This window comes from Helcococcus massiliensis (assembly GCF_900258485.1).
GTDB classification, from domain to species: domain Bacteria; phylum Bacillota; class Clostridia; order Tissierellales; family Peptoniphilaceae; genus Helcococcus; species Helcococcus massiliensis.
This window is the reverse complement of the sequence record NZ_OGVE01000002.1, coordinates 130,892-155,283: the sequence shown is the minus strand read 5'-3', so window position 1 is coordinate 155,283 and position 24,392 is coordinate 130,892. Positions and strand designations below refer to the sequence as shown.

Genomic DNA, 24,392 nt, shown 5'->3' with positions numbered 1-24,392 from the left:
GAAGAAAGTTGCTAAATAAATTAATTATAAAAATAAAAAGATATTAGAGGAGGTGGAGAAAGAAATTTAATAAGGGAACTATGTAGGCGGTGATGTATTTATATGAAGAAAGGATTTTGAAAAGAAAGGATAATATATGAAAAAAAGAATATTTTCGATATTATTAGCATTTATAATGGTGTTTCCAGTTTTAGTAGGGATCGCTCCAAGTAAGGAAGCTAAGGCTGAAGAAGCAAACTCCATAGGGACTACATATTATGTAAGTTCAATAAATGGTAATGATGATAATACAGGTAAAACTGAACAAGAAGCTTTTAAAAGCTTAAATAAGATTAACGAAATTACACTAAAACCAGGCGATAAAGTTTTATTAGAAGCTGGTTCAGTGTTTGAAGATCAATATCTACATATAAAAGGTAGTGGTTCAGAAGAAGCTCCATTAATTATAGATAAATATGGGGAAGGAAATTTACCACAAATAAATACTAATGGTAAGGGAACCTGGTACCAAGATTTTGGTAAAAGACTAGATAATCCAGGACACAAATACCAAGGTACAGTTTCTTCATCAATACTTTTATATGATGTAGAGTATATTGAAATTAGTAACCTAGAAATCACAAACACTCCATTGACTGATGATTTAGCTTACAACGATTTAAATTATATGAACAAAACAGGGGTTGCTGCAGTTGCTCAAAACAAGGGAACTATAAATCATATTTACCTATCAAATCTATACATTCACAATGTAAAGGGTAATGTTTATGACAAACATATGAATAATGGTGGTATTTACTTTACAGTATTCCAACCTAAAAATGAAGCTGAAACTGGAATAGCTAAATATGACGATGTGAAGATTGAAAATTGTTACCTTGATACAGTTAATAGATGGGGTATAGCAGTTGGTTACAGTTATACTTGGGATAAGTTTTTAGGTGGTCACCTAGCTGATGATGTAGTTAAAAAATATGGATCAACAAATGTTGTAATCAGAAATAACTATATTAAGGATGCTGGTGGTGATGCTATTACTGTTATGTACTGCTTCAGACCTTTAATTGAATACAATGTAGCTGATGGTGTAGCTAAACAAATAAATCCAACAGATTATTCAGCTACTAATTTTGGTAGAGTAGCAGCAGGTATATGGCCATGGAAGTCAAAAGATGCTATCTTCCAATACAATGAAGCTTTCGATACAAAACCTAACCAAGACGCTCAAGCTTGGGATGCTGACTATGGTGATGGTACTGTATACCAATACAACTACAGCCACAACAACGCCGGTGGAGCAGTGATGTTCTGTGGACACGAAGCTATTAACAATATATTTAGATATAACATAAGTCAAAATGACTTTGGTGGAATTATAAATCCAGCAGGTAACCCAGATGCTCATGTATATAATAATACATTCTATGTAAAAGAAGGTGTAGACTTTATACGTACAAACATGGGTGGAGGAAGAATGGTAGTAGAAAACAATATAATCTACTATGCAGGAGATACTCCAAAAGAAGAAGATTGGTTTAAACATACAAATGATGTTAACACAAAATACGATAACAACATCTATTATAATTACAAAAATACACCATCAAACGATGCAAATGCTATTACAGAAGATCCAAAACTTGTAGATCCTGGTAAGGCACCATCTAGACCAAATGTGGACAAAGTTGGATACATTGAAGGAGAAGTAACTCATTTAAGAGAAAAATTTGCAGGATATAAATTACAAAAAGATTCACCAGCTATAAACAGAGGTAAGGCTATAAGCAACAATGGTGGAAAAGATTTCTTCGGAAATCCTATAGTAGGTTTACCAGATATTGGAGCTAGTGAAACTACAAGAGGACTAAGTTCAACTATCTACATGCAAGAAGATAAGACTATATATGTTCCTTCTGTAGAAAAAAATCCTACTACAGTAGAAGAATTTTTAGAAAATGTTCAAATCCATAAGACATCTAGCAGAAAACTTTTAACAAAGGATAATGCGGAAGTTACAAGTGGAAATGTAGAAGATGGTATGAAGCTTGTAGTTAACTCAGAAAATGGTGACATAGATGAATATACCATAAAAGTTAAAAATGTTTACAATTGGGCTCTTGATTATGCAGGTCCACAACAAGGTAATGTATGGTTTGGCCAACACAAAAAGAATAGTGGAGAATACAAGAATATAACAGCTTATGACCCAGTTTACCCTAACTGGCAAATTGACACCTATTTTGGACCAGGTGTAGACTTACCTAACCATACAACTCCAACAGATAAAGACACTCATGGATTATTATCAGATACCACAGGTCCATCTAAAGAAGCTGGAATGGCAATGGCATACAGGATTCCAAAAACTGGTGTAGTTACATTGAAGGTGAAAGATGATGAACCTTACCTACGTCAAGATGGTAATAGGGGTGGTAGTGTTACATTGAGTGTAACCAAAAATGGACAAGTTTTGGGTAAAACTTACGAGTTAACAGAAAGTAAGAAAAAAGCTGACTTTGAAGAATTGAAGATAAATGTTCAAAAGGGTGACTATATACGTATTGAAGCAAGCAACAATGAAACTCCAACAAAACCTTCAATTCACATAACACCAATAATTTCTTACTTAAATGAAGCTAATAAAGAGTTATTAGAAGAAAAAGCTGCAAATATAGAAGAAGAATTAGATGAATTAAAAGAAGCTAAAACAGAAGATTCTATTACAAACTTAGAAGATGCTTCAACTAAGGCTAAAGAAGTTTTAGCTAATGAAGGAGCATCACAAGATCAAGTAGACCAAGCTTTAGTAAATCTAAACAAGGCATATGATGCTTTAGAAGATAAGAAAGATCCAGAAGAAACAGAAGAAGAACCAGAAGTACCAGGAGAAACAGATAAGGAAGAACCAGAAGTACCTGACGAAACAGAAGAAGAACCAGAAGTACCTGGAGAAACAGATAAGGAAGAACCTGAAACTCCAGAGGAAACAGACAAGGAAGAAGAAACTCCAAAGGAAACAGAAAAAGAAGTTGAAACTCCAAAGGAAACAGAAAAAGAAGTAGAGACTCCAGAGGAAACAGAAAAAGAAGTAGAGACTCCAAAAGAAACAGAAAAAGAAGTAGAGACTCCAAAAGAAACAGAGAAAGAAGTTGAAACTCCTAAGGAAACTGAGGAAGAACCAACACAACCAGGAGAACCTGGAACACCTGGACAACCAGAAACTCCAGAAGAAACCGAAAAGGATAGAATCACAATAAGATTGTCTGATATTACTGATTCAGAAAAAGATTTATTTAGTCTACACAAAGACCTAGAAGAAAAAGTAAAAGAAAGATACAAGGATTACCAATACAAGATATTTGATATAAGGGCGATAAATAGTAAAAATGAAGGATTATCGAACTTAGAAGAAAAAGAATTGGTAAGGGTAGACTTAAAAGACTTGAATCTAGCTAAAGTTAATAAGTTAAGTATATGGACAGTTCATGAAGGAGAATTACTAGAAATTACAGACTTTGAAGTAAAGGGTGATAAAGTAGAATTTATGTGGGATAAGTTCTCGGAATTTGCATTCGTAAATGAAGTGAAAAAAGATGAAACACCTGCAGTAGATCAAACAAGTCAAGAGCAAAACACTCAAAGTCCAACAAAACCAAGTAAGACTCCAAAGACAAATGATGCTGGTATAGCAATGATGTCAATGATGTTGGTTTTATCTATTGGAGCTTATCTAGTATCTTCAAAGAAAAAGGAAAGTTAAAAAGATATAAATGAATGCAAAAAGGGGCTTCCCCTTTTTGTGTTCTAAAAATATTATTTTATAGGGGCGTTTTATGATAAGGAAAATTAAAAGGATAGGAAGCGCTTTGTTAGCTTTTACATTGGTCATGACATCCACATCAGGGGTCTTAGCGAGTAATACAAAGTCTACATCAAATGACAGAACTTATACATTAAAATACTCTAAACCAGCTGCAGAAACTTATCATGGTTGGGAAAGAGAAGCACTGCCTATAGGTAATGGTACTATAGGTAATAAATTATTTGGATTAATAGGAAAAGAAAGAATTCAGTTTAATGAAAAGACCTTATGGTCTGGTGGTCCAATGCCTGATTCAAAAGACTATAATGGTGGAAACTATACTGATAAATATAAATATATACCTCAAATCAGAGAGGCCTTAGAAAAAGGAAACTTACTTAGAGCTAGACACCTAGCTGAAACTAATCTTGTAGGTCCTAATAATTCTCAATATGGTAGATATTTAAACTTTGGTGATATTTTAATCGATTTTACAAATCAGAAAAAAGATAGTTCAGCTACTAAAGATTATCAAAGAAGTTTGGATATAAGTTCTGCTATACATAGAGTAAATTATAGCCAAGATGATACAAAGTTCACAAGAGAATCCTTTGTATCAAAACCTGACAATGTAGCAGTTACAAGACTTTCAAAAGATGGTCCGAAAAATATGGACCTAAGCCTAGAATTGAAATTAAACAATGACACTGCTAGACATGGTCCATGGGACTATAGTGGTCAATCAGACTTCAAAACAGGAAGTACAAAAGCTGAAAATGATGGTTTATTGCTTACAGGAAAAGTTAAAGATAATGATATGAACTTTGCCTCCTATGTTTTAGTAGATACTGACGGAACTAAGGAAGTTCAAGAACAAAAATTAGTAATCAAAAATGCGACTTATGTAAACTTAATACAGTCAGCAAAAACTGATTATGCTTTAGACCATAGTACAAATTATAGAGATAAAGACATAGATGTAGAAAAATATGTAGTAGAAACTGCAAAGAATGCAAGTAAAAAATCTTACGATGAAATTAAAAATGATCACATTACAGATTATAAGAACTTATTCGATAGAGTTAAGTTAAATGTATCTCAACAAGATAATAGAGATACAGATGTATTGTTAAGAGAATATAAATCTTCAAAAGGTAATTATTTAGAAGAGCTATTTTTCCAATATGGAAGATATTTATTAATATCCTCTTCTAGAGATGATAAAAATGCCTTACCTGCAAACTTGCAAGGTGTATGGAATGCTATTGACAATCCACCATGGAATTCAGATCATCATATGAATGTAAACTTACAAATGAATTATTGGCCTGCCTACAGCACAAATTTAACTGAAACAGCCCTACCATTGGTTAATTTTGTTGATGATTTAAGATATTACGGTAGAGTGGCAGCTAGAGAATACGCAGGAATACATTCAGGACAAGGTGAAGAAAATGGTTGGTTGGCTCATACTCAAGTTACACCATTTGGATGGACAACTCCAGGATGGGACTATTATTGGGGTTGGTCACCAGCTGCTAATGCTTGGATAATGCAAAATGTATATGACTATTATAGGTATACAAATGATACAGAATATTTAAAAAATAAGATTTATCCAATGCTAAAAGAAACAGCAAAATTCTGGAATTCATTTTTACAATATGATGCAAGTTCAGATAGATATGTATCATCACCATCATATTCACCAGAACACGGACCTATAACTATAGGTAATACCTTTGACCAATCATTAATCTACCAATTATTTACAGATTTCATAGAAGCATCAGGAAAATTAGGTGTAGACCAAGGATTGGCTAAAGAAGTTAAAGAAAAACAAGATAAGTTAAAACCACTACATGTGAACAATGCTGGTATGGTAAAAGAATGGTATGAAGAGGATAGTAAAGGATTTAATCCTAATGCTCAACCAAGACATAGACATATATCACATTTAGTTGGATTATTCCCAGGTTCTTTATTTGATACAGACAATGAAGAAATGATGAAGGCTGCAAGAGCTACCTTAAATGATAGAGGAGATGAAGGTACAGGTTGGTCAAAGGCCAATAAGATTAATCTATGGGCAAGACTATTAGATGGAAATAGGGCTCATAAATTATTGTCAGAACAATTGATCAATTCAACCTATGATAACTTGTGGGATACCCATCCTCCATATCAAATTGATGGTAACTTGGGTGCAACAAGTGGTGTAGCTGAAATGTTAGTTCAATCTCATTTAGGAAGAGTTCAATTGCTACCAGCTATTCCTGATGCTTGGAACAAGGGTTCCGTAGAAGGAATAATGGCTAGGGGCAACTTTGAAGTGAAAATGGATTGGGAAAACAAATTACTAAAAAATGCAGAAATCAAATCCAACAAGGGTGGAGAATTAGTAATAGAATATCCTAACATTGCTACAGCAGAAATAAAAGTAAATGGTAAGGAAGTAACTGATAAAGAACAAGTAAATTCTAACCAGGTAAAATTAAATACAAATGCTGGTGATATAGTAACTGTAAGTTCTGTGAAGGCAGTAGTTACAGATATATCAGCAAATAGATTAACAAAAAATGAAGCTGAGATTAAATTTAATCTAGTAGAAGATGCTAGTTCATATATTATTCAAAGAGAAAGCAAACAAAAAGACGGTTCATGGGGAAATCTTGAAAGATTTACTACAAATGAAACTACATTCTTAGATGACAAAATAGAAGCTGACTTAGAATACAGATATAGAGTTATAACTGTATATGGCGATATTGAGTCAGACCCATCTAGAGAAGCGACTATAGGAAAATATAGTCCTTTAATTGATGACAGGGATCCTAGAATAAGTTATGGAAGTGCCTATGCTACATGGGACGATCCGCTATTATACAAAGGAACTCAAATGGATGGTGACTTGAGAAATGTAAGTGGAGACAAGGTTCAAGCAGGTACTGCAAGCTTTAAGTTCTATGGTACAGGTATTAAGATTTATGGAATTAAATCACATGCTTTAGGTCAAGCTAAAGTGTTTATAGATGGAGAAGAGATGACTGATTTGAATTTCTTCGTTCCTGGAGAAACAGAAAAATCAGTGCTAATTGGAAGCTATGCAGGTTTAGAATTAAAAGAACATGAAATTAAAATACAAGTAGTAGAAAATCCTAAGGAAGGAATTCCTAAGATAACTTTAGACTACTTCAAGATTTTAGATGATGAAAGTGAAAATGAAAATCCTCTCTATGATGATGTTTTACCAAATAGCAACCAATATAAATATCAAAAAGACGAATTAGCTGCCTTTGTTCATTTTGGACCAAATACCTTTAATGAAGTTGAATGGGGTGAACACTATGGTACAAAACATCCTAGAGAAATATTTACTTTAGATAAAGATTTCGATGCTGAAAAACTAGTGAAAACTATTTATGATGCTGGATTTAAGAAGATTATTATAACAGCAAAACACCATGATGGTTTTGCTATTTGGCCAAGTGAATATACTGATTATGATATAGCCTCAACTGACTATAAAGGAGGTAAGGGAGATATCTTAAAAGAAATATCACAAGAAGCAAGTAAATATGACATAGATATGGGCCTTTACCTATCACCATGGGATATACATGAAAAATCATATGGATACTATGACGAAAATGGTAGACCTACAAGTAAAGAAAAAGACGTGCTTGACTATAATGACTTTTACAATAACCAACTAGAAGAAATTCTAGGAAACAAGGATTATGGTAATAAAGGTAGGTTTGTAGAAGTTTGGATGGATGGAGCCAAAGGGTCAGGAGCAAACGCTCAAGATTATGACTTTGAGAGATTTTTCGATACGATTCAAAGATTACAAGGTAAAGAAGCTGGACATGATTCAGATGTAATGCTCTTTGGAGCTGAAGCTTACACAACAGTAAGATGGATTGGTAATGAAAATGGTTATGCTCATAAAAATACATGGTCAAAATCCATAGTAAATTATGAAAAAAATACAATTGATAGTAATAAAGATGGTGCTTATTATAAAGGACATGAAAATGGTAACCAATGGACAGTTCCAGAATCAGATGCAAGAATAACATCTGGATGGTTCTGGGGAACAAAGAAAAATACACCAAAAACCATTGAAGAACTAGCAACAATGTACTTTAATTCAGTAGGACACAATTCACCATTACTATTAAATATACCACCAAATAATCAAGGTTCACTTGATGATGCAATAAGAGAAAGAACTCTTGAATTTGGTCAAAATATCAGAGATACCTTTAAGAATAACTTGTTATTACAAGAAGGTACAAAAATAACAGCTTCAGATACTAGAGAAAATACATCAACACAAAACTTACTAGACAAGTATGATGAAACTATCTGGGCTACAAATGATGATACAAATTCAGCAACTCTTACAATAAAATTACCAGAAGAAACAAGATTTGATGTTGTTTCAATCGAAGAAGCTATTTTATACGGTCAAAAAATTAATAACTATAAAGTAGAATACAAAAATGGTGATGGAGCTTGGACACTTATAGATGAAGGAATAACAATTGGGGCTAAGAGACTAATTAGAACAGAAGTAATCAAAGCTACTGATTTGAGAATAAGTGTTTCAACTCAAAGAGGAAAAGTACCTATCTTATCTGAAATTGGTATATATAAGGCTTCTAAAGGTTTTGAGTTACCTTCAGTCTTACCAAATGGTATGGACTATATAGATGTAAGAGATATCTATAAAGAAGGTGAAAATGATAAAGGATTTACGTTCAAAGGCCTATGGCATGATGAGACAGGAACCCAATATCAAAATGGAACAAATACATGGGCCAATATCGGTGCAAGATTTGAAGTTAAATTTAAGGGATCAAAAGTTTATCTAGTAGGTACAAAAGATCCAAACCATGGAATCATGGAAGTTCAAATTGATGATGGAGAAATCATAACTATAGATACACAAGCAAATCCAAGAACTACAAATACTATTATCTTTGAATCTGAAGACCTAGAAGATAAAGAACATGTATTGAAGGTAAAAGTTAAATCTAAGGCTATAGGTGTTGAAGGTGCCATGGTCATAAATAACAATGAGTTAGGAATGGCAAGTCTTGAAAAAGATGCCTATACAATGGAAGAAGATTCTGAAATTGAAGTGAAAATCAAAAGAGTTGGTGGTTCCAAGGGTGAGCTTAAGGTTAGATTAGAACCAAATCCAGGAACAGCTATCCAAGATGATTTCGATACAGAAGCAATTACAGATGTAGTTTTTGCTGATGGACAAACTGAAGCTACAGCAAAAGTAAGGACAAGAAGAAATACCAAGATTACAGGTGACCAATGGTTTACTATAAATCTAAAACCTATCACAGAAAATGCTATTGTTGGCTTTATTGAAACAGCAAAAGTAACAATAACAGACAAAGATCCTGTAGAAGAAGATCCTGTAAATAAGGAAGACTTAGAAGAGAAAATTTCATCTGTAGAATCTGAATTAGAAGAATTAAGAGAATCAAAAACTGAAGAATCTATGGCAAACTTAGAAGATGCATTAACTAAGGCTAAAGAAGTTTTAGAAAAAGAAGATTTGAAACAAGAAGAAATTGACCAAGCTTTAGAAAATCTAAATAAGGCATATGATGCTTTAGAAGATAATAAAGATCCAGAAGAAACAGAAGAAGAACCAGAAGAACCTGGAGAAACCGAAAAAGAAGAGCCAGAAGAACCTGGAGAAACCGATAAGGAAGATCCAGAAGAATCTGAAACTCCAAAGGAAACAGACAAGGAAGTCGAAACTCCAAAGGAAACAGAAAAAGAAGTTGAGACTCCAAAGGAAACAGAAAAAGAAGTTGAGACTCCAAAGGAAACAGAAAAAGAAGTTGAAACTCCTAAGGAAACTGAGGAAGAACCAACACTTCCTGGAACACCTGGACAACCAGAAACTCCAGAAGAAACTAAAGAAGATGAAATCACAATAGATGTAACAGATATTTCTGATAAAGAAAAAGACCTATTTGGTCTCCACAAGGACTTAGAAGAAAAAGTTAAAGAAAGGTACAAGGATTACCAATTCAAGATATTTGATATCAGAGCCTTAAATAGTAAGAATGAAGAGTTATCAAAATTAGAAGAAAAAGAATTGGTAGAAGTAGAGCTAAAAGACTTTTACTTAACTAAAGCTGACAAGTTAAGCATATGGACAGTTCATGAAGGAGAATTGATAGAAGTAGCAGACTTTGAAATAAAGGACGATAAAGTTGAATTTATGTGGGACAGGTTCTCTAAATTTGCATTCGTAAAAGAAGTGAAAAAAGAGAAAACACCTGCAGTAAGTCAAACAAACAAAGAACAAAGTCCTCAAAGTCCAACAACAAAACCAAGTAAGGGACCAAAGACAAATGATGCTGGTATAGCAATGATGTCAGTAATGTTGCTAGCATCAGTTGGTGCTTATATAGTATCTTCAAGGAAGAAGAAAGATCAATAATTAATTTTACGAAGAAGGCTTTATGCTTTCTTCGTAAAAAAATCATAAAAAGGAAAACGACATGCAAAAAATAAAGAATAAAATATTAAGTGTTCTTATAGCACTTGCGATAATTATGCCGTTTTTCGGAGTTAGAACTATAGTTAATGTTGATGCAAAAGAAATGAAACATAAACCATTATTAATGTATAGTGCTAATGAAGAAACAAAAGTAGATATAAACAATAAAAATACAAGACTAAATGCAGATAAAGATGTAGATAAAATAAAAGATCTAAAATCTGTAACAGTTACTTTAGAATTTAAGATAAGTGGTAATCCATCCCATATACATAACTTAATATATATAGGTAAGAATGGATCAACTAACCAGTATCTTAATGTATATGCAATACCTAATACAAATACTATAGGTATTGAAATAAGGGATAATAACAATTTTAAATTTAAAGATAAAACAACATTTAATGCGAATATAGCTGATGGTAACTGGCATAAATTTGCCTTTACTATATTTGAAAATGATAGGTATCAATTAAATCTAGATTTACAATATGAAGGAAAGAAATGGACTAGAAACCCAACCTTTTGGGCAAATGGTATAGGTGTTGATCCAGATATATTTTCATTTGGTGGTGGCCTAAGAAGTGGTAATAGCTATACCATGAATGGCTCCTTGAAAAATGTAAAAGTTTTTGATAGAGCCTTAAGTGATGAGGATGTGAATAGTTCATTTGATGAAGTTTATGTTGAAAATAATATGGATACTTTATTCAAGGGAGTAAACTATGATTTAACTAAAGAATCTTCACGAGAAGAAGACATATCATTAGACTTAAAAAATAGAGAATCTGTAACTGTACTATCAAGATTTAAATTAGAAAATCCACAAAGTAATGAAAAACAGACACTCCTTTCATTAAGTAAAGATGATAACAAAGCTGAATTATACCTAAAAGCTAAAGAGAATAAGCTAGTTTATAAAACTGCCGAAGATGAAATTGTAGAAATAAGTTTAGGTGAAAATGCTATATCTAATTCTCGTTGGCATAGTTTAGCTATGACAATCGGTAAAAGTGGAAATAGAGTTTCCTTAGATGGTAAAACTATAAGAGTAGAAAATGAAAACAATGTTTTATTCTCAAACGACAAAAACTCAATAAATAAAATTTTAGTTGGAGAAAACTTTACAGGTGGTATAGATTTATTAGAACTTTTTGGAGATGGTGCAGACCAAGACCTATTAAATTCTATGACAGAATTGACCAATGTAAAATCTAAATTAGGGCCAAATCCACAAACAACCCTAAAAACTGAAGCTAAGCCATTGTTTTATCCAGGTTTAGATTCACCATATTATAGAATACCTTCATTAATTACTACAAAAAAAGGAACTATAATTGCCGGTGCAGATAAAAGAAATACCACTGAAATGGACTGGGGCGATATAGACGCTGTAATTAGAAGAAAAGAAAAAGGCCAAGATAGATTTGATGAATTAATCAATGTAATTGACTTAGATGACAATGGAAATCCAGTATTCGTTATAGATATGGTTCTTTTACCGGTTATGGAAGGAAAACATGCTGGTAGAGTATACATGTTAATAGATATGTTCCCTGTAGAAGGAAGTTATTGGGCTTCAACACATAAGACAGGATACAAAACTATTGATGGAAACAAATACCAAATTTTAGAAAAAGATGGTAAAGAATATACCGTTAGAGAAAAGGGGATTGTTTACGATCCAGAAAATAATCCTACAGAGTATAAGGTTGTAGTAAACGATGTTCAGCCATTTAGTAGATTAGGGGAATTATACAAAAATAATGAAAGAATAGGAAACGTATATAGGGGAGATGCTGGATTCAAAGTTCAAATGACTCCATACCTATGGTTAACTTATTCAGATGATGATGGAAAGACATGGACCCAGCCTAGAGATATAACAGCTCAAGTAAAAGATGAGAAAATGAAGTTTTTAGGTACTGGACCAGGCGCAGGAATCCAACTACAACACGGAAAATACAAGGGTAGATTATTAATGCCTATCTACTATAACTCTGCCAATGGTGGTGAAGCTGCTGCTGTAGTTTACTCAGATGATGATGGAAAGACATGGCATAGAGGCGAATCTCCAAAAGATACAGCAACAAATGATTCCCTAGGAAGAAATACATTAGGATGGGATAATTCAGAAAACCAAGTAATAGAGATGAAGAATGGAACAGTCGTAATGTTTTCAAGAAGTAATAGTGGACTTGTTCATGCTGTAAGTAAAGATGGTGGAGAAACTTGGGAAGATCAAATCCATAGAATTCCAATACAACACCATGGTGGCGCAATGGTTGGAGCTACAAAGTATGTAGATGAAGATGGGGTTGAATATGTTTTAATATCAAATCCTGACGGACCAGCCAGAAGTAATGGATCTGTAAAATATGGAAAATTAAATGAGGATGGAAGTGTAGATTGGATAGGTAAGAAGCAGTTAAACAACACAGCTTATGCATATTCAGCTATAAGTGAAATTGAACCAGGCAAATTCGCAATATTATATGAAGAGCAAAGAAATTACGAAGGAACAAGTAGACAGCATCTAATGTATACTGAATTTGATTGGAACTGGCTAACTTCTAAAGAAGAAGATTATGTTGAACTTCCTCAAGAAAGTCCTAAACTTTTACAAGTAGATTCTAAAATTGAAGATAAAAAACTTACTTTATTAGTTAAATTTGATAAAGAAGTCTATAACACAGGGCAAGCAGAACTTGTTTTAACACACCAAGACAAGGAAATCAAAGCCAATTATGTAGATGGATCATCTACAAATACTTTGAGATTTGAAGCTGAACTTGAAGGGAATGAAAAGTCTAAATTAGTAGCTAAAACTCTAACAAATGTTGCAGGATATCTAACAAATGTTGAAGGTAAAGATGTAGAAGATATAGAAATCAACAAATTGATAAAAGATTTCAGTGTTATAAGCCGTGATAAATATCAAGGCGCAAGTGCAAGTTCAAGTCACAATGGTGCACAAGAGGGTGGGCCACACCTAGCTATTGATGATAAATTAGACACATGGTGGCATACGGATTGGTCTAATGGAAGATTAGGTGATTTGACTAAAAATCCTGAACACATTACCTTGGAATTAAAAGAAAAGACTGAAATAGATAAACTTTCATATGTGCCAAGACCTGGAAATATGAATGGGAATTTGAAAGATTATGTAGTTTATGTAAGCAATGATGGTGAAGAATTTACTGAAGTGGCAAAAGGAAGCCTAGGACCATCACTAGAACCAGGTAAAAATTCTCATGAAATATTATTTGATCCAGTAGAAGCTAAATTCGTTAAATTAGAATACCATTCATCATATGGTAATCAAGCTAACAACTTTGCGAGTGCTGTAGAAATTAATTTACATTATGCTGATCCTTCAAATCCACGAGAATTTTTAGATACAAGCAAATTACAAGAAAAAGTTGATGAAATAAAAGATAAAAATCTAGATAAATATCTAAATGCTAATTCAATATTATCAGTATTGAATGATGCGGAAAGATGGTTATCAGATAATTCTAACAAAATAAAAACTGAAAATTTAGAAAAAGAATTAGAAAAATTAATTAATTTACTTGATTCAAGATTAAAGGATTTAATTAAAGAGCTTGATACAAGTGAATTGCAAGAAAAAATTAAAGAAGCTAAGGAAGTAGATACTTCAGAAAAAACCGATGATAGTGTAGATAAACTAAACGAAGCTATTAAAAAGGCTGAAGATTGGTTGAATATAGAATCATATAATGAAGAAATTCACTATGTGAAAGATCCTGTAAATGCTTTATTAGATTCCGAATACTATATTAAAGATAACGAATCAGCTAATGAACAAATGAAAGATTTAATAGAATCATTAAATTCAGCAATTAATTCATTGGAAAATATAGATGAAGAACCAGAAGTACCTGGAGAAACCGATAAGGAAGAACCAGAAGTACCTGAAGAAACTGACAAGGAAGAACCAGAAGTACCTGGAGAAACTGACAAAGAAGAGCCTGAAACTCCAGAGGAAACAGAAAAAGAAGTAGAAACTCCAGAGGAAACAGAAAAAGAAGTAGAAACTCCAAAAGAAACAGAAAAAGAAGTTGAGACTCCAAAGGAAACAGAAAAAGAAGTAGAAACTCCAAAAGAAACAGAAAAAGAAGTTGAAACTCCAAAGGAAACAGAAAAAGAAGTTGAGACTCCAAAGGAAACAGAAAAAGAAGTTGAAACTCCAAAGGAAACTGAGGAAGAACCAACACTTCCTGAAAATCCAGAAACTCCAGAAGAGACTAAAGAAGATAAAATCACAATAGAAGTAAAAGACATTTCTGATAAAGAAAAAGACCTATTTGGCCTACACAAAGAATTAGAAGCGAAAGTAAAAGAAAGATACAAGGATTACCAATTCAAGATATTTGATATCAGAGCCTTAAATAGTAAGAATGAAGAGCTATCAAAATTAGATGAAAAAGAATTGGTAGAAGTAGAGCTAAAAGACTTTAACTTAAGAAAAGCTGACAAGTTAAGCATATGGACAATTCATGAAGGAGAATTGATAGAAGTAACAGACTTTGAAATAAAAGACGGTAAAGTTCAATTTATGTGGGACAGATTCTCTAAATTTGCATTCGTAAAAGAAGTGAAAAAAGATGAAAAACCTATAGTAGATCAAACAAGTCAAGAACAAAGTCCTCAAATTCCTCAAGGTCCAACAACAAAACCAAGCAAGGGACCAAAGACAAATGATGCTGGTATAGCAATGATGTCAGTAATGTTGTTAGCATCAGTTGGTGCTTATTTAGTATCTTCTAAGAAGAGAAAGGATTAAGGTAAACAATCAAGCACAATAAAGTATTTGTTTTGTTGCGCTTGGTTAAAAAAGAGGTAAAAATGAAAAAATTAAGACAAATAACATCACTATTTATAGCACTTATAATGGTTTTTTCAAGCTTACCATTTAACAATCATCAAGTAAAAGCTGAAAGACAAAACCTAGCATCAAATAAAACGGTGACTGTTGATTCAATAGAAGCTGGAACTAGCTTTACAGGTGATAAGTTAACAGATAATAATCTAAAATCTAGATGGGCGTCTCAAGTAGATAAGAGTCCAAACTGGGCCTATATTGACCTGGGAGAAGAAAAAGAGTTTGAAACAATTAGATTATTTTGGGAAACTAGAAAGGCTGTTAATTACAAAATTCAAATAGCCAACAAGCTATCCGATCCAATGAAAGATGAAGATTGGCAAGATGTTTATAAAAAGGATAGCAGGCCTAGTGAACTTACAGAATATATAAACCTTGATAAAAAATATAAGGCTAAATATATAAGATTATTAATTGAAAAAATAGATCCTAAGGATCCTGACAACTCTTTAGTTTGGAACAACATTTCTTTATACGAAATAGAAGTTTTTAATGAAAGATTAAATAAAGAAGATTTTCAAGATCTAGGAGTTGTTCAGCCAACTGAAAATGATAAGAAGTTAAAAGTTGTTATAAAAGATAGCAAGGATTATAAAGCGAAATACAATGGTGCCGACTATAAGCAAATTATAGATGATGAATTAAATATCTATAAACCAATAGTAGACACTAAAGTAAAGGTGAACTTTAAGAAAGTAAGTAATTCTGGAGATATTTCATTTGAAGAACATGAAGTATTAGTTCCAGGTAAATACAAAGTCACAGACGAAGATAATAAGGCTCCAAATGTTGTTCCAGAAATTAAAGAATGGAAGGGATACACAGGGCAAATAGCTTTATCTGAAATTAAGGAAATAGTTGTTTCTGAAAATGAATTTAAGGATCAAGCTCTTGAATTACAAAAAGACTTTAAAGAAATATTTGGAAGAGAGCTTCCAATAGTAAATTCTAGCCAAACCAATAAAGGTTCAATCCAATTTATTAAAGCAGAAGAGGACAGTGGTCTAGGTGAAGAAGGATATTTATTAGAAGCTAAAGATGGAAAAATAAGTGTAGCAGCCTTAGATAAAAAAGGTGCTTATTGGTCAACAAGGACAATCTTACAAAGTCTAAAGACTGACAAACACATACCAAATGGTATTGCTAGAGATTATCCATTATACAAAGTAAGATCATTTATGCTTGATGTTGGTAGAAAGCCATTTAGTTTAGATTTCTTGAAAGATACTTTAAAACAAATGGCTTGGTATAAGATGAATGATTTCCATGTTCATTTAAATGATAATTTAATCTTTTTAGAAAAGGTTAAAGATCCAATGCAAGCCTATTCTGGTTTTAGATTAGAATCAGATATCAAAAAAGGTGGATTAAACCAAGCTGATTTAACATCTAAAGATACTTACTATACTAAAGATGAATTTAGAGAATTTATCAAGGAATCAAGGAAGTTAGGAGTTGAAATAGTACCAGAAATAGATGTTCCAGCTCATTCATTAGCTTTTACTAAGGTAAGACCTGATTTAAGAAGTTCAACAAAGGGAAGAGGCAACGATCAGCTTAACTTGAAAGAAAAGTATGATGAGTCTATTTCCTTTGTAAAAGAAGTTTTTAATGAATATATGACTGGTGATAATCCAGTCTTTGACAAAGACACTACTGTTCATGTTGGTGCTGATGAATACACTAGAGGAAATGAAGAGTTAAGAAGATTTACAGATGATATGTTGAAATTTGTAAGAGCTTCGGGTAGAGATGTAAGAGTTTGGGGAAGTTTAAGTCACGCAAAAGGAAAGACTCCTGTAGAAGGTAAGGGCAACCAAATAAACCTATGGAGTAAAGATTATGCCAATATGATGGAAATGTATGAGTATGGTTTTGATCTTATAACCTTTAGTGATAGCGACTACTATATAGTACCTAATGCAGGATACTATTTTGATTACTTGAATCAAAAACATATATACGATAAACCTATAAATGTAATCGGCAAAAATAAGATTCCAAATGGTGACCCACAAATGATTGGTGGTGGATTTGCAGTTTGGAATGACATGATTGATATATTCGATACAGGTGTTAGTGAATATGATGTATATGATAGAATCAATCAGGCTATCCCTTATATGGCTTCAAGTTTATGGGGTAAAAAGGATAGAACTTTTGAAGAAAGTAAAAATATTGTATCAAAATTAGGAGATGCTCCTAGAACAGATTTCCATTATAAAAATGATACAGCTGAAGATGGCAGCATTCTTCATGAAAATTTCAATGATTCAAAATTAGAATTAGTAAATTCAAAGATTAAAGAAGTAGACGGTAAAAAAGCTTTAGCCTTAGAAAGTGAAAATTCCTATGCTAAAACAGGATTGAAAACAATAGGCTTAGGAAATACTTTAAGGGTAAAGGTAAAAAGAACAGATGCTTCTGAAAGACCACAAGTTTTATTTGAAAGTCCATATGGAAAGATAATGGCAGTTCAAGATAAAACTGGTAAAGTTGGACTTTCAAGAGAGCTATTTGACTATTCATTTAACTATAAACTTCCAATTAATGAATGGGTAGAACTAAAATTTGTAAATAGGCTAAATGAAATAGACCTATATGTAAATGGAGAATTAGTAGATACCTTAGGTGATGGTGATAGAACAGGATATGAAAACAAGAAAATGTTAGCTACAAATATGTTCCCAGTTGAAAAAATAGGTAGTGAAACAGATTCCTTTGTAGGATTTATAGATGATTTAAGAGTAGGAAATACTAAAGACTTTAATTCTACAATGAAACTTGATTATCTAGTTGAAAAAGCAGCAAAAATATTGCAAATTACAGAAAATGAAAAGTTAAGCGAATTAGTAAACAAAGCTAATGACTTATTTGCAAAATATGAAGCTGATAAAGATGCGATTGAAGACTTATATAAGGATATCGAAGAAGAACTAGAAAAATTAAAGTATGAAAAAGCGGACTATTCAAGAGTTGATGGTTATTTGAAATTAGCAGAAACTGACTTAAGTCAATATACAGATGAATCTATAAAAGCTTTAGAAATGACCATAGCAAGAATAAGAAGAGACCTACCAATAACATCACAAGATACAGTTGATGGTTATGAACAGGCACTAATTCAAGCTTTGGAAAACTTAGTAGCAAAGGATTTATCTAATCCAAATGAGATTCCAAGACAAGACTTACAAGCCAAAGCGTCATCAGAAGAAAATAGAACCACTGGAGATGCAAATGCTAACGCAGTTTTAGATGACGATATGAATTCTTGGTGGCATTCAAACTATTCAAGTGGACAAGAAGTAGAAAAACCACATTGGATTGAACTTTCACGCAAGGATGGAGAATCATTCAAAACAAATGGAATTAGCTATACTCCAAGAAAAAATGCTCATAATGGAACCCTACTAAAATACAAGATTCAAATTAGTGATGATGGTGAAAATTATAAAGACATAGCAGAGGGTGAATTAGCACAAGATGACAGTGTCAAAGAAATTAACTTCAATACTGTTGAAACCAAAAAAGTAAGAATAGTATTCTTAGAATCTGTAGCAGGTTTTGGTAGTGCTGCAGAGATAAGGTTAAAAGATGGTGATGTTAAAAATTCTTATGAAGAACTAGAAAAATATATAGCAGAAGCTAAAGAACTTCTAAAAGAAAACTTTAGTAAAGAAAGTAAAGAAAACTTAGAAAAAGAAGTTAAAAAAGCTGAAGAATTTATTGCTAATAAAGGATCTGACTTTATAGAATATGGCCAAATTAAATTATCCTTGAAAAAAGCTATTTTAGACTTAAGGTTTGATGAAAGATCTGAAGCAGAAGAACCAGAAGTACCTGGCGAAACTGACAAGGAAGAGCCTGAAACTCCAGAGGAAACAGACAAGGAAGTAGAGACTCCAAAAGAAACAGAAAAAGAAGTTGAAACTCCAAAAGAAACAGAAAAAGAAGTTGAAACTCCAAAAGAAACAGAAAAAGAAGTAGAAACTCCAAAGGAAACAGAAAAAGAAGTAGAGACTCCAAAGGAGACAGAAAAGAAAGTTGAGACTCCTAAGGAAACAGAAAAAGAAGTAGATACTTCAAAAGAAACAGAAAAAGAAGAACCTGAAACTCCTAAGGAAACTGAGAAAGAAAATTCAGAATCTTCTGAAGAGACAGACAAGGAAAAACCAACACAACCTGGTGAAACTGGAAAACCTGGTAATACAGAAACACCTCAAAACCCAACAAAACCAAGCAAGGGACCAAAGACAAATGATGCTGGTATAGCAATGATGTCAGTAATGTTATTAGCATCAGTTGGTGCTTATGTATTGTCTTCAAGGAAAAAGGAAAATCAATAAATAATTTTACGAAGAAGGCTTTATGCTTTCTTCGTAAAAAACAAGAAAGTATAAAATCTATTCATATAAAAATGAAGGAGAAATAATGAAAAATAAAATACTTGCACTTTTATTGTTACTATCATTAGTTTTGCAACCAATAGGAAATGTATTTGCGGTTGGAAGTAATGATGTGACAAATAAAGAATATAATATTTATCCTAAACCACAAAGTTTAGAATATTCAGAAGGGCAAACAGAAATTAAAGAAAAAGTAAACTTAATTTATTCAGATAAGGTAGAAAAAGAGACCTTAGATAAATTAAGATTAGTATTTAATGGAAAAACTATTTTAGAAAATGAAGACCTTAAAGAAGAATATACAAATATTATCTTAAGCTTAAATGATGAAGATTCTAGAGTAAGCGAAGTAATAAATAATAAAGGTGTAAAATATCCTGAAGAAGGATTTAACCACTATATTTTAATTATAGATAATGGAAAGGTATATCTAAATGCTAAAGAAGCAAATGACTTATTTTATGCAGTTACTTCATTAAAACATATAGTTAACCAAAGTCAATCAACTTTAAGAAACTTAGTTTTAAATGATTATGCTGATGTAGAATATAGAGGATTTATTGAAGGTTACTATGGTATACCATGGAGCCATGAAAATAAAAAATCATTGATGGAATTTGGTGGAGATTTCAAATCAAATACCTATATATTTGCTCCTAAGGATGATCCATATCATTCAAGCAAATGGAGAGAATTATATCCACAAGAAGAATTGGCTAAGGTGAAAGAATTAATAGATGTAGGTAAAAAATCAAATAACAAATTTGTTTGGACCATACATCCATTTATGTCAAACCAAAAATTTAACTTCGATAATTATGAAGCAGATTTTAAAGTACTAACAAATAAATTCGAACAATTATATGATGCAGGAGTACGTCAATTTGGTATCCTTGCAGATGACGTAGGGACACTAGATAGAAATGTTCTATTGAGACTATTAAATGATATTAGTAAGTGGGCAAAAGATAAGGGAGATGTAATAGACGTCCTATTTTGTCCAGCAGGATACAACCATGCATGGCAAGGTAACTATTCAGAATTAAAAATCTTAAATAAGGCTCCTGCCAATATTAAAATATTCTGGACAGGAAATTCTGTTGTAAGTCCAGTAAGCCAAAACGCTGTAGATAACTTTATAAAGGGATCAACTACTGATGGTCACCCAGGTAGGAACCCATACTTCTGGTTAAACTGGCCAGTAAATGACTACCACCAACAAAGATTGTTGATGGGACCTGGATCTGTATTGAAAAAAGGTACTAAAAACTTAGCTGGTTTAGTTACAAATCCTATGCAACAAGGTCAAGCAAGTAAAGTAGCTATATTTGCCGTTGCTGACTATTCATGGAATACTGATAACTTTGATGCTGATAAATCATGGAGTGATTCATTTGAATATGTTGAACCAAATGCAGCAAAAGATTTGAGAAATATTGCTAATCACTTACAAGATGTAAGTCCAAGTGGTCATGGTTTAGTATTACCAGAATCACAAAATATTGAAGCTTTAATTAATGAATATAAAGATGCGCTTAAATCAAATGATAAAGTAGCTCTAAATAAAGCAACTGAAAAATTAACAAAAGAATTTGATGGAATCTTAAGCTCTATAGATTCATTAAGAACAAATAGTAAGAATGAAATTCTTTTAGAAGAAATGAAACCATGGTTAGATTCTTTTGAAGAATTATTAAAGGCTGGAAAGCTATTTATGGAAGCTGTAGCTTCAGAAGACATGTCTGCAAAATGGGGTAAGTTTGCTGAAGGAAACAAGTATTTAGAAAAATCTAAAACTCATAAGGCTCCTCATATCAAAAATCAAACTGTTTATGCTGATCCAGGATCAAAATTAATTAGCCCATTAATTAATAAAGTTATCAAAGAAAAGCTAAATGAAGAATTATATAAACAAGATGAAAATACTAATCAAGACAACTTATCACTAAAAGGTTTCTATGCAAGCGACATGCTTAGAACATATGATCCGGCTAATGGTGATATGTCTAAGATGGTAGATGGTGATGTATCTACAGCTATAACTGTTTATAGTAAAAATGGTGACTTCTTAGATGTTGGATCTTATGTAGGAGTGGAATTAAACAAAGTTGCAAACATCAATAATATAAGTATAAAACAAGGTAGAAATAGTGCTCCAAAAGATACTTTTGGCAAGGCTGTTGTTGAGTATTCTACTGATGGTGTAAATTATACACCTATACAAGAAGTAGCAAGCGGTAAAGATGTTGATATTCATCTTGAAGAAAGCATCCAAGCTAAATATATAAGATTTAGAAACTTAGAAAAAGTAAATGTATGGGCAAGTATTAGAGAATTTAATGTATCAAGTACAGGAAGTGCAGCTACCTTTACTAATGTGGATGAATTAAAAAATATGCAAGCTATGGTAAATGGAGATGAATTTATCCTTGACAAGGTAAATAAAACTCTAAAACCAGGACAATATATTGGTATTGACTTAGGTGAAATTAAGGAAATTGAAAATGTTGAAAATAATTCTAAGTTAAAATTAGAATATTCTAAAAATAATGTTGTTTACCATGATAAGTTAGATGCTGACAAGAGTGCTAGATATGTACGTTTAATTAATAATGGTCAAGAAGATATTTCATTAAATGAAGCATTAAAAGTTAAAACTTCTGACTATAGTCCAATTAGACTTATTGCAACAAACTATAGTGATAAATCAAATGAACTAGCAGCCTTTGACCAAAATCTAAATACTAAAGCATGGTTCAAAAACTCACAACATGCTGGTAAGTATGCTACTTATGACTTGGGTAGAACTATATCTTTAGAAAAGATTAGAATGATTGTTGATGACAGTGAGCATGACTTTATTAGATATGGAAAGGTAAGTGTAAGTGATGATAACAAAAACTGGGAAGGTGTTTTAACTATTGATGCAGGTGACAATGTAGAATACAATGCATCAGCATTCCCAAGTAAAGATGTTTCATTTAACTATAAAGAATCTAAATTTGAAGCTAAACCAGTGCGTTATATCAAATTTGAAATAACTAAAAATAAACCTGGGGATGATAAGTGGGTAAGATTTAATGAAATTCTATTGAACGATGGTCAATACTTACCAAAATCTAAAAAACCTGCTATTCAAGTAACAACAGCAGAAAGTCAAAAGAATAATAAGTTAGCATTAACTGATGGAAATATCATGACATTATATAAGGCTAATGAAGCTGGTGAATTAATCTACTATATTGATAAGCCAACAGACTTCAAATCAATCCATATCCTAACTTCAGGTTCTGAAAAAATGAACTTATCTATTATGGATGAAAAAGAAAACTGGGTTGACCTAGGTGAATTAGATGACACATTCAAAAAGATAGATGCAAGTAAATATGACCATGTTTTAGCTGTTAAATTAACATGGGATGAAGCTTCAAGAAATATACATGAAATTATTTTAAGTCAAGAAGTAGTTGAAGAAACAGAAGATGAACTAAATAAAAAAGACTTAGAAGATAAGATTGCATCTATAAATGAAGAATTTGATGAATTAAAAGAATCTAAAACTGAAGAATCTTTAGCGAACTTAGAAGATGCTTTAACTAAGGCTAAAGAAGTATTAGAAAAAGAAGATTTGTCACAAGATGAAATTGACCAAGCTTTAGAAAATCTAAATAAGGCATATGAAGCTTTAGAAGATAAGAAAGACCCAGAAGAAACAGAAGAAGAACCAGAAGTACCTGGAGAAACAGATAAGGAAGAACCAGAAGTACCTGGAGAAAAAGATAAGGAAGAGCCGGAAGTACCTGGTGAAACAGACAAGGAAGAACCGGAAGTACCTGGTGAAACTGATAAGGAAGAGCCAGAAGTACCTGGCGAAACCGATAAAGAAGAACCAGAAGTGCCTGGCGAAACCGACAAGGAAGAGCCGGAAGTACCTGGTGAAACTGATAAGGAAGAGCCTGAAGTGCCTGGCGAAACCGATAAAGAAGAACCAGAAACACCAGAAGAAACTGATAAGGAAGTACCTGGAGAAACTGGAGAACCTGGAACACCTGATCAACCTGGACAACCAGAAACTCCAGAAGAAACTAAAGAAGATGAAATCAGAATAGATGTAACAGATATTTCTGATAAAGAAAAAGATCTATTTGGCCTACACAAAGACTTAGAAGCGAAAGTAAAAGAAAGATACAAGGATTACCAATTCAAGATATTTGATATCAGAGCCTTAAATAGTAAGGGTGAAGAGCTATCAAAATTAGAAGAAAAAGAATTGGTAGAAGTGGAGCTAAAAGACTTTAACTTAACTAAAGCTGATAAGCTAAGCATATGGACAATTCATGAAGGAGAATTGATAGAAGTAACAGACTTTGAAATAAAAGACGGTAAAATTGAATTTATGTGGGATAGGTTCTCTAAATTTACATTCGTAAAAGAAGTGAAAAAAGATGAAAAACCTGTAGTAGATAAAACAAGTCAAGAACAAAGTCCTCAAAGTCCAACAAAACCAAGTAAGGGACCAAAGACAAATGATGCTGGTATAGCAATGATGTCAGTAATGTTATTAGCATCAGTTGGTGCTTATGTATTTTCTTCAAAGAAGAAGAAAAATTAGTAAGATAAGCTGAAAATTAACCTCAAAAAGAATTAAAAGTTAACTTTTTGAGGTTAATTTATAGCAAAGGAAGACAAGGTTTTCATAAATTGAGTAAGATATAGATTTATGCTAAG

Annotated in this window: 5 protein-coding genes; all 5 read left to right on the top strand. The window is 32.3% G+C overall.

What is annotated here, in order from left to right:
* The first annotated feature begins 136 nt into the window (after positions 1-136).
* The 5 genes from C4Q29_RS02375 to C4Q29_RS02355 all read left to right on the top strand — a co-directional run bounded on the left by C4Q29_RS02375 (position 137) and on the right by C4Q29_RS02355 (position 24,276).
* Entirely contained in the window at positions 137-3,760 is a 3,624-nt protein-coding gene (locus C4Q29_RS02375; RefSeq protein WP_103981231.1) for a right-handed parallel beta-helix repeat-containing protein, read from the top strand.
* A 106-nt stretch (positions 3,761-3,866) separates the two neighbouring features.
* Positions 3,867-10,283, top strand: coding sequence for a glycosyl hydrolase family 95 catalytic domain-containing protein (locus C4Q29_RS02370; RefSeq protein WP_159459188.1), 6,417 nt, complete (start codon positions 3,867-3,869; stop codon positions 10,281-10,283).
* 61 nt (positions 10,284-10,344) lie between these two features.
* Complete coding sequence (locus C4Q29_RS02365) at positions 10,345-15,159, top strand: discoidin domain-containing protein (RefSeq protein ID WP_103981229.1); 4,815 nt, start codon at positions 10,345-10,347, stop codon at positions 15,157-15,159.
* 62 nt (positions 15,160-15,221) lie between these two features.
* Positions 15,222-19,604: a family 20 glycosylhydrolase gene (locus C4Q29_RS02360; protein WP_103981228.1), complete on the top strand. Its 4,383-nt coding sequence runs from the start codon at positions 15,222-15,224 to the stop codon at positions 19,602-19,604.
* A gap of 85 nt (positions 19,605-19,689) precedes the next feature.
* On the top strand, positions 19,690-24,276 hold the full coding sequence (locus tag C4Q29_RS02355) for a beta-N-acetylglucosaminidase domain-containing protein (RefSeq protein ID WP_103981227.1): 4,587 nt from the start codon (positions 19,690-19,692) through the stop codon (positions 24,274-24,276).
* Positions 24,277-24,392 lie beyond the last annotated feature (116 nt).

What these genes read in the sequence shown, in the direction of transcription:
- C4Q29_RS02375 (WP_103981231.1), top strand. Translation starts at nt 137, where the DNA reads ATGAAAAAAAGAATATTTTCGATATTATTAGCATTTATAATGGTGTTT.
- C4Q29_RS02365 (WP_103981229.1), top strand. Translation starts at nt 10,345, where the DNA reads ATGCAAAAAATAAAGAATAAAATATTAAGTGTTCTTATAGCACTTGCG.
- C4Q29_RS02360 (WP_103981228.1), top strand. Translation starts at nt 15,222, where the DNA reads ATGAAAAAATTAAGACAAATAACATCACTATTTATAGCACTTATAATG.
- C4Q29_RS02355 (WP_103981227.1), top strand. Translation starts at nt 19,690, where the DNA reads ATGAAAAATAAAATACTTGCACTTTTATTGTTACTATCATTAGTTTTG.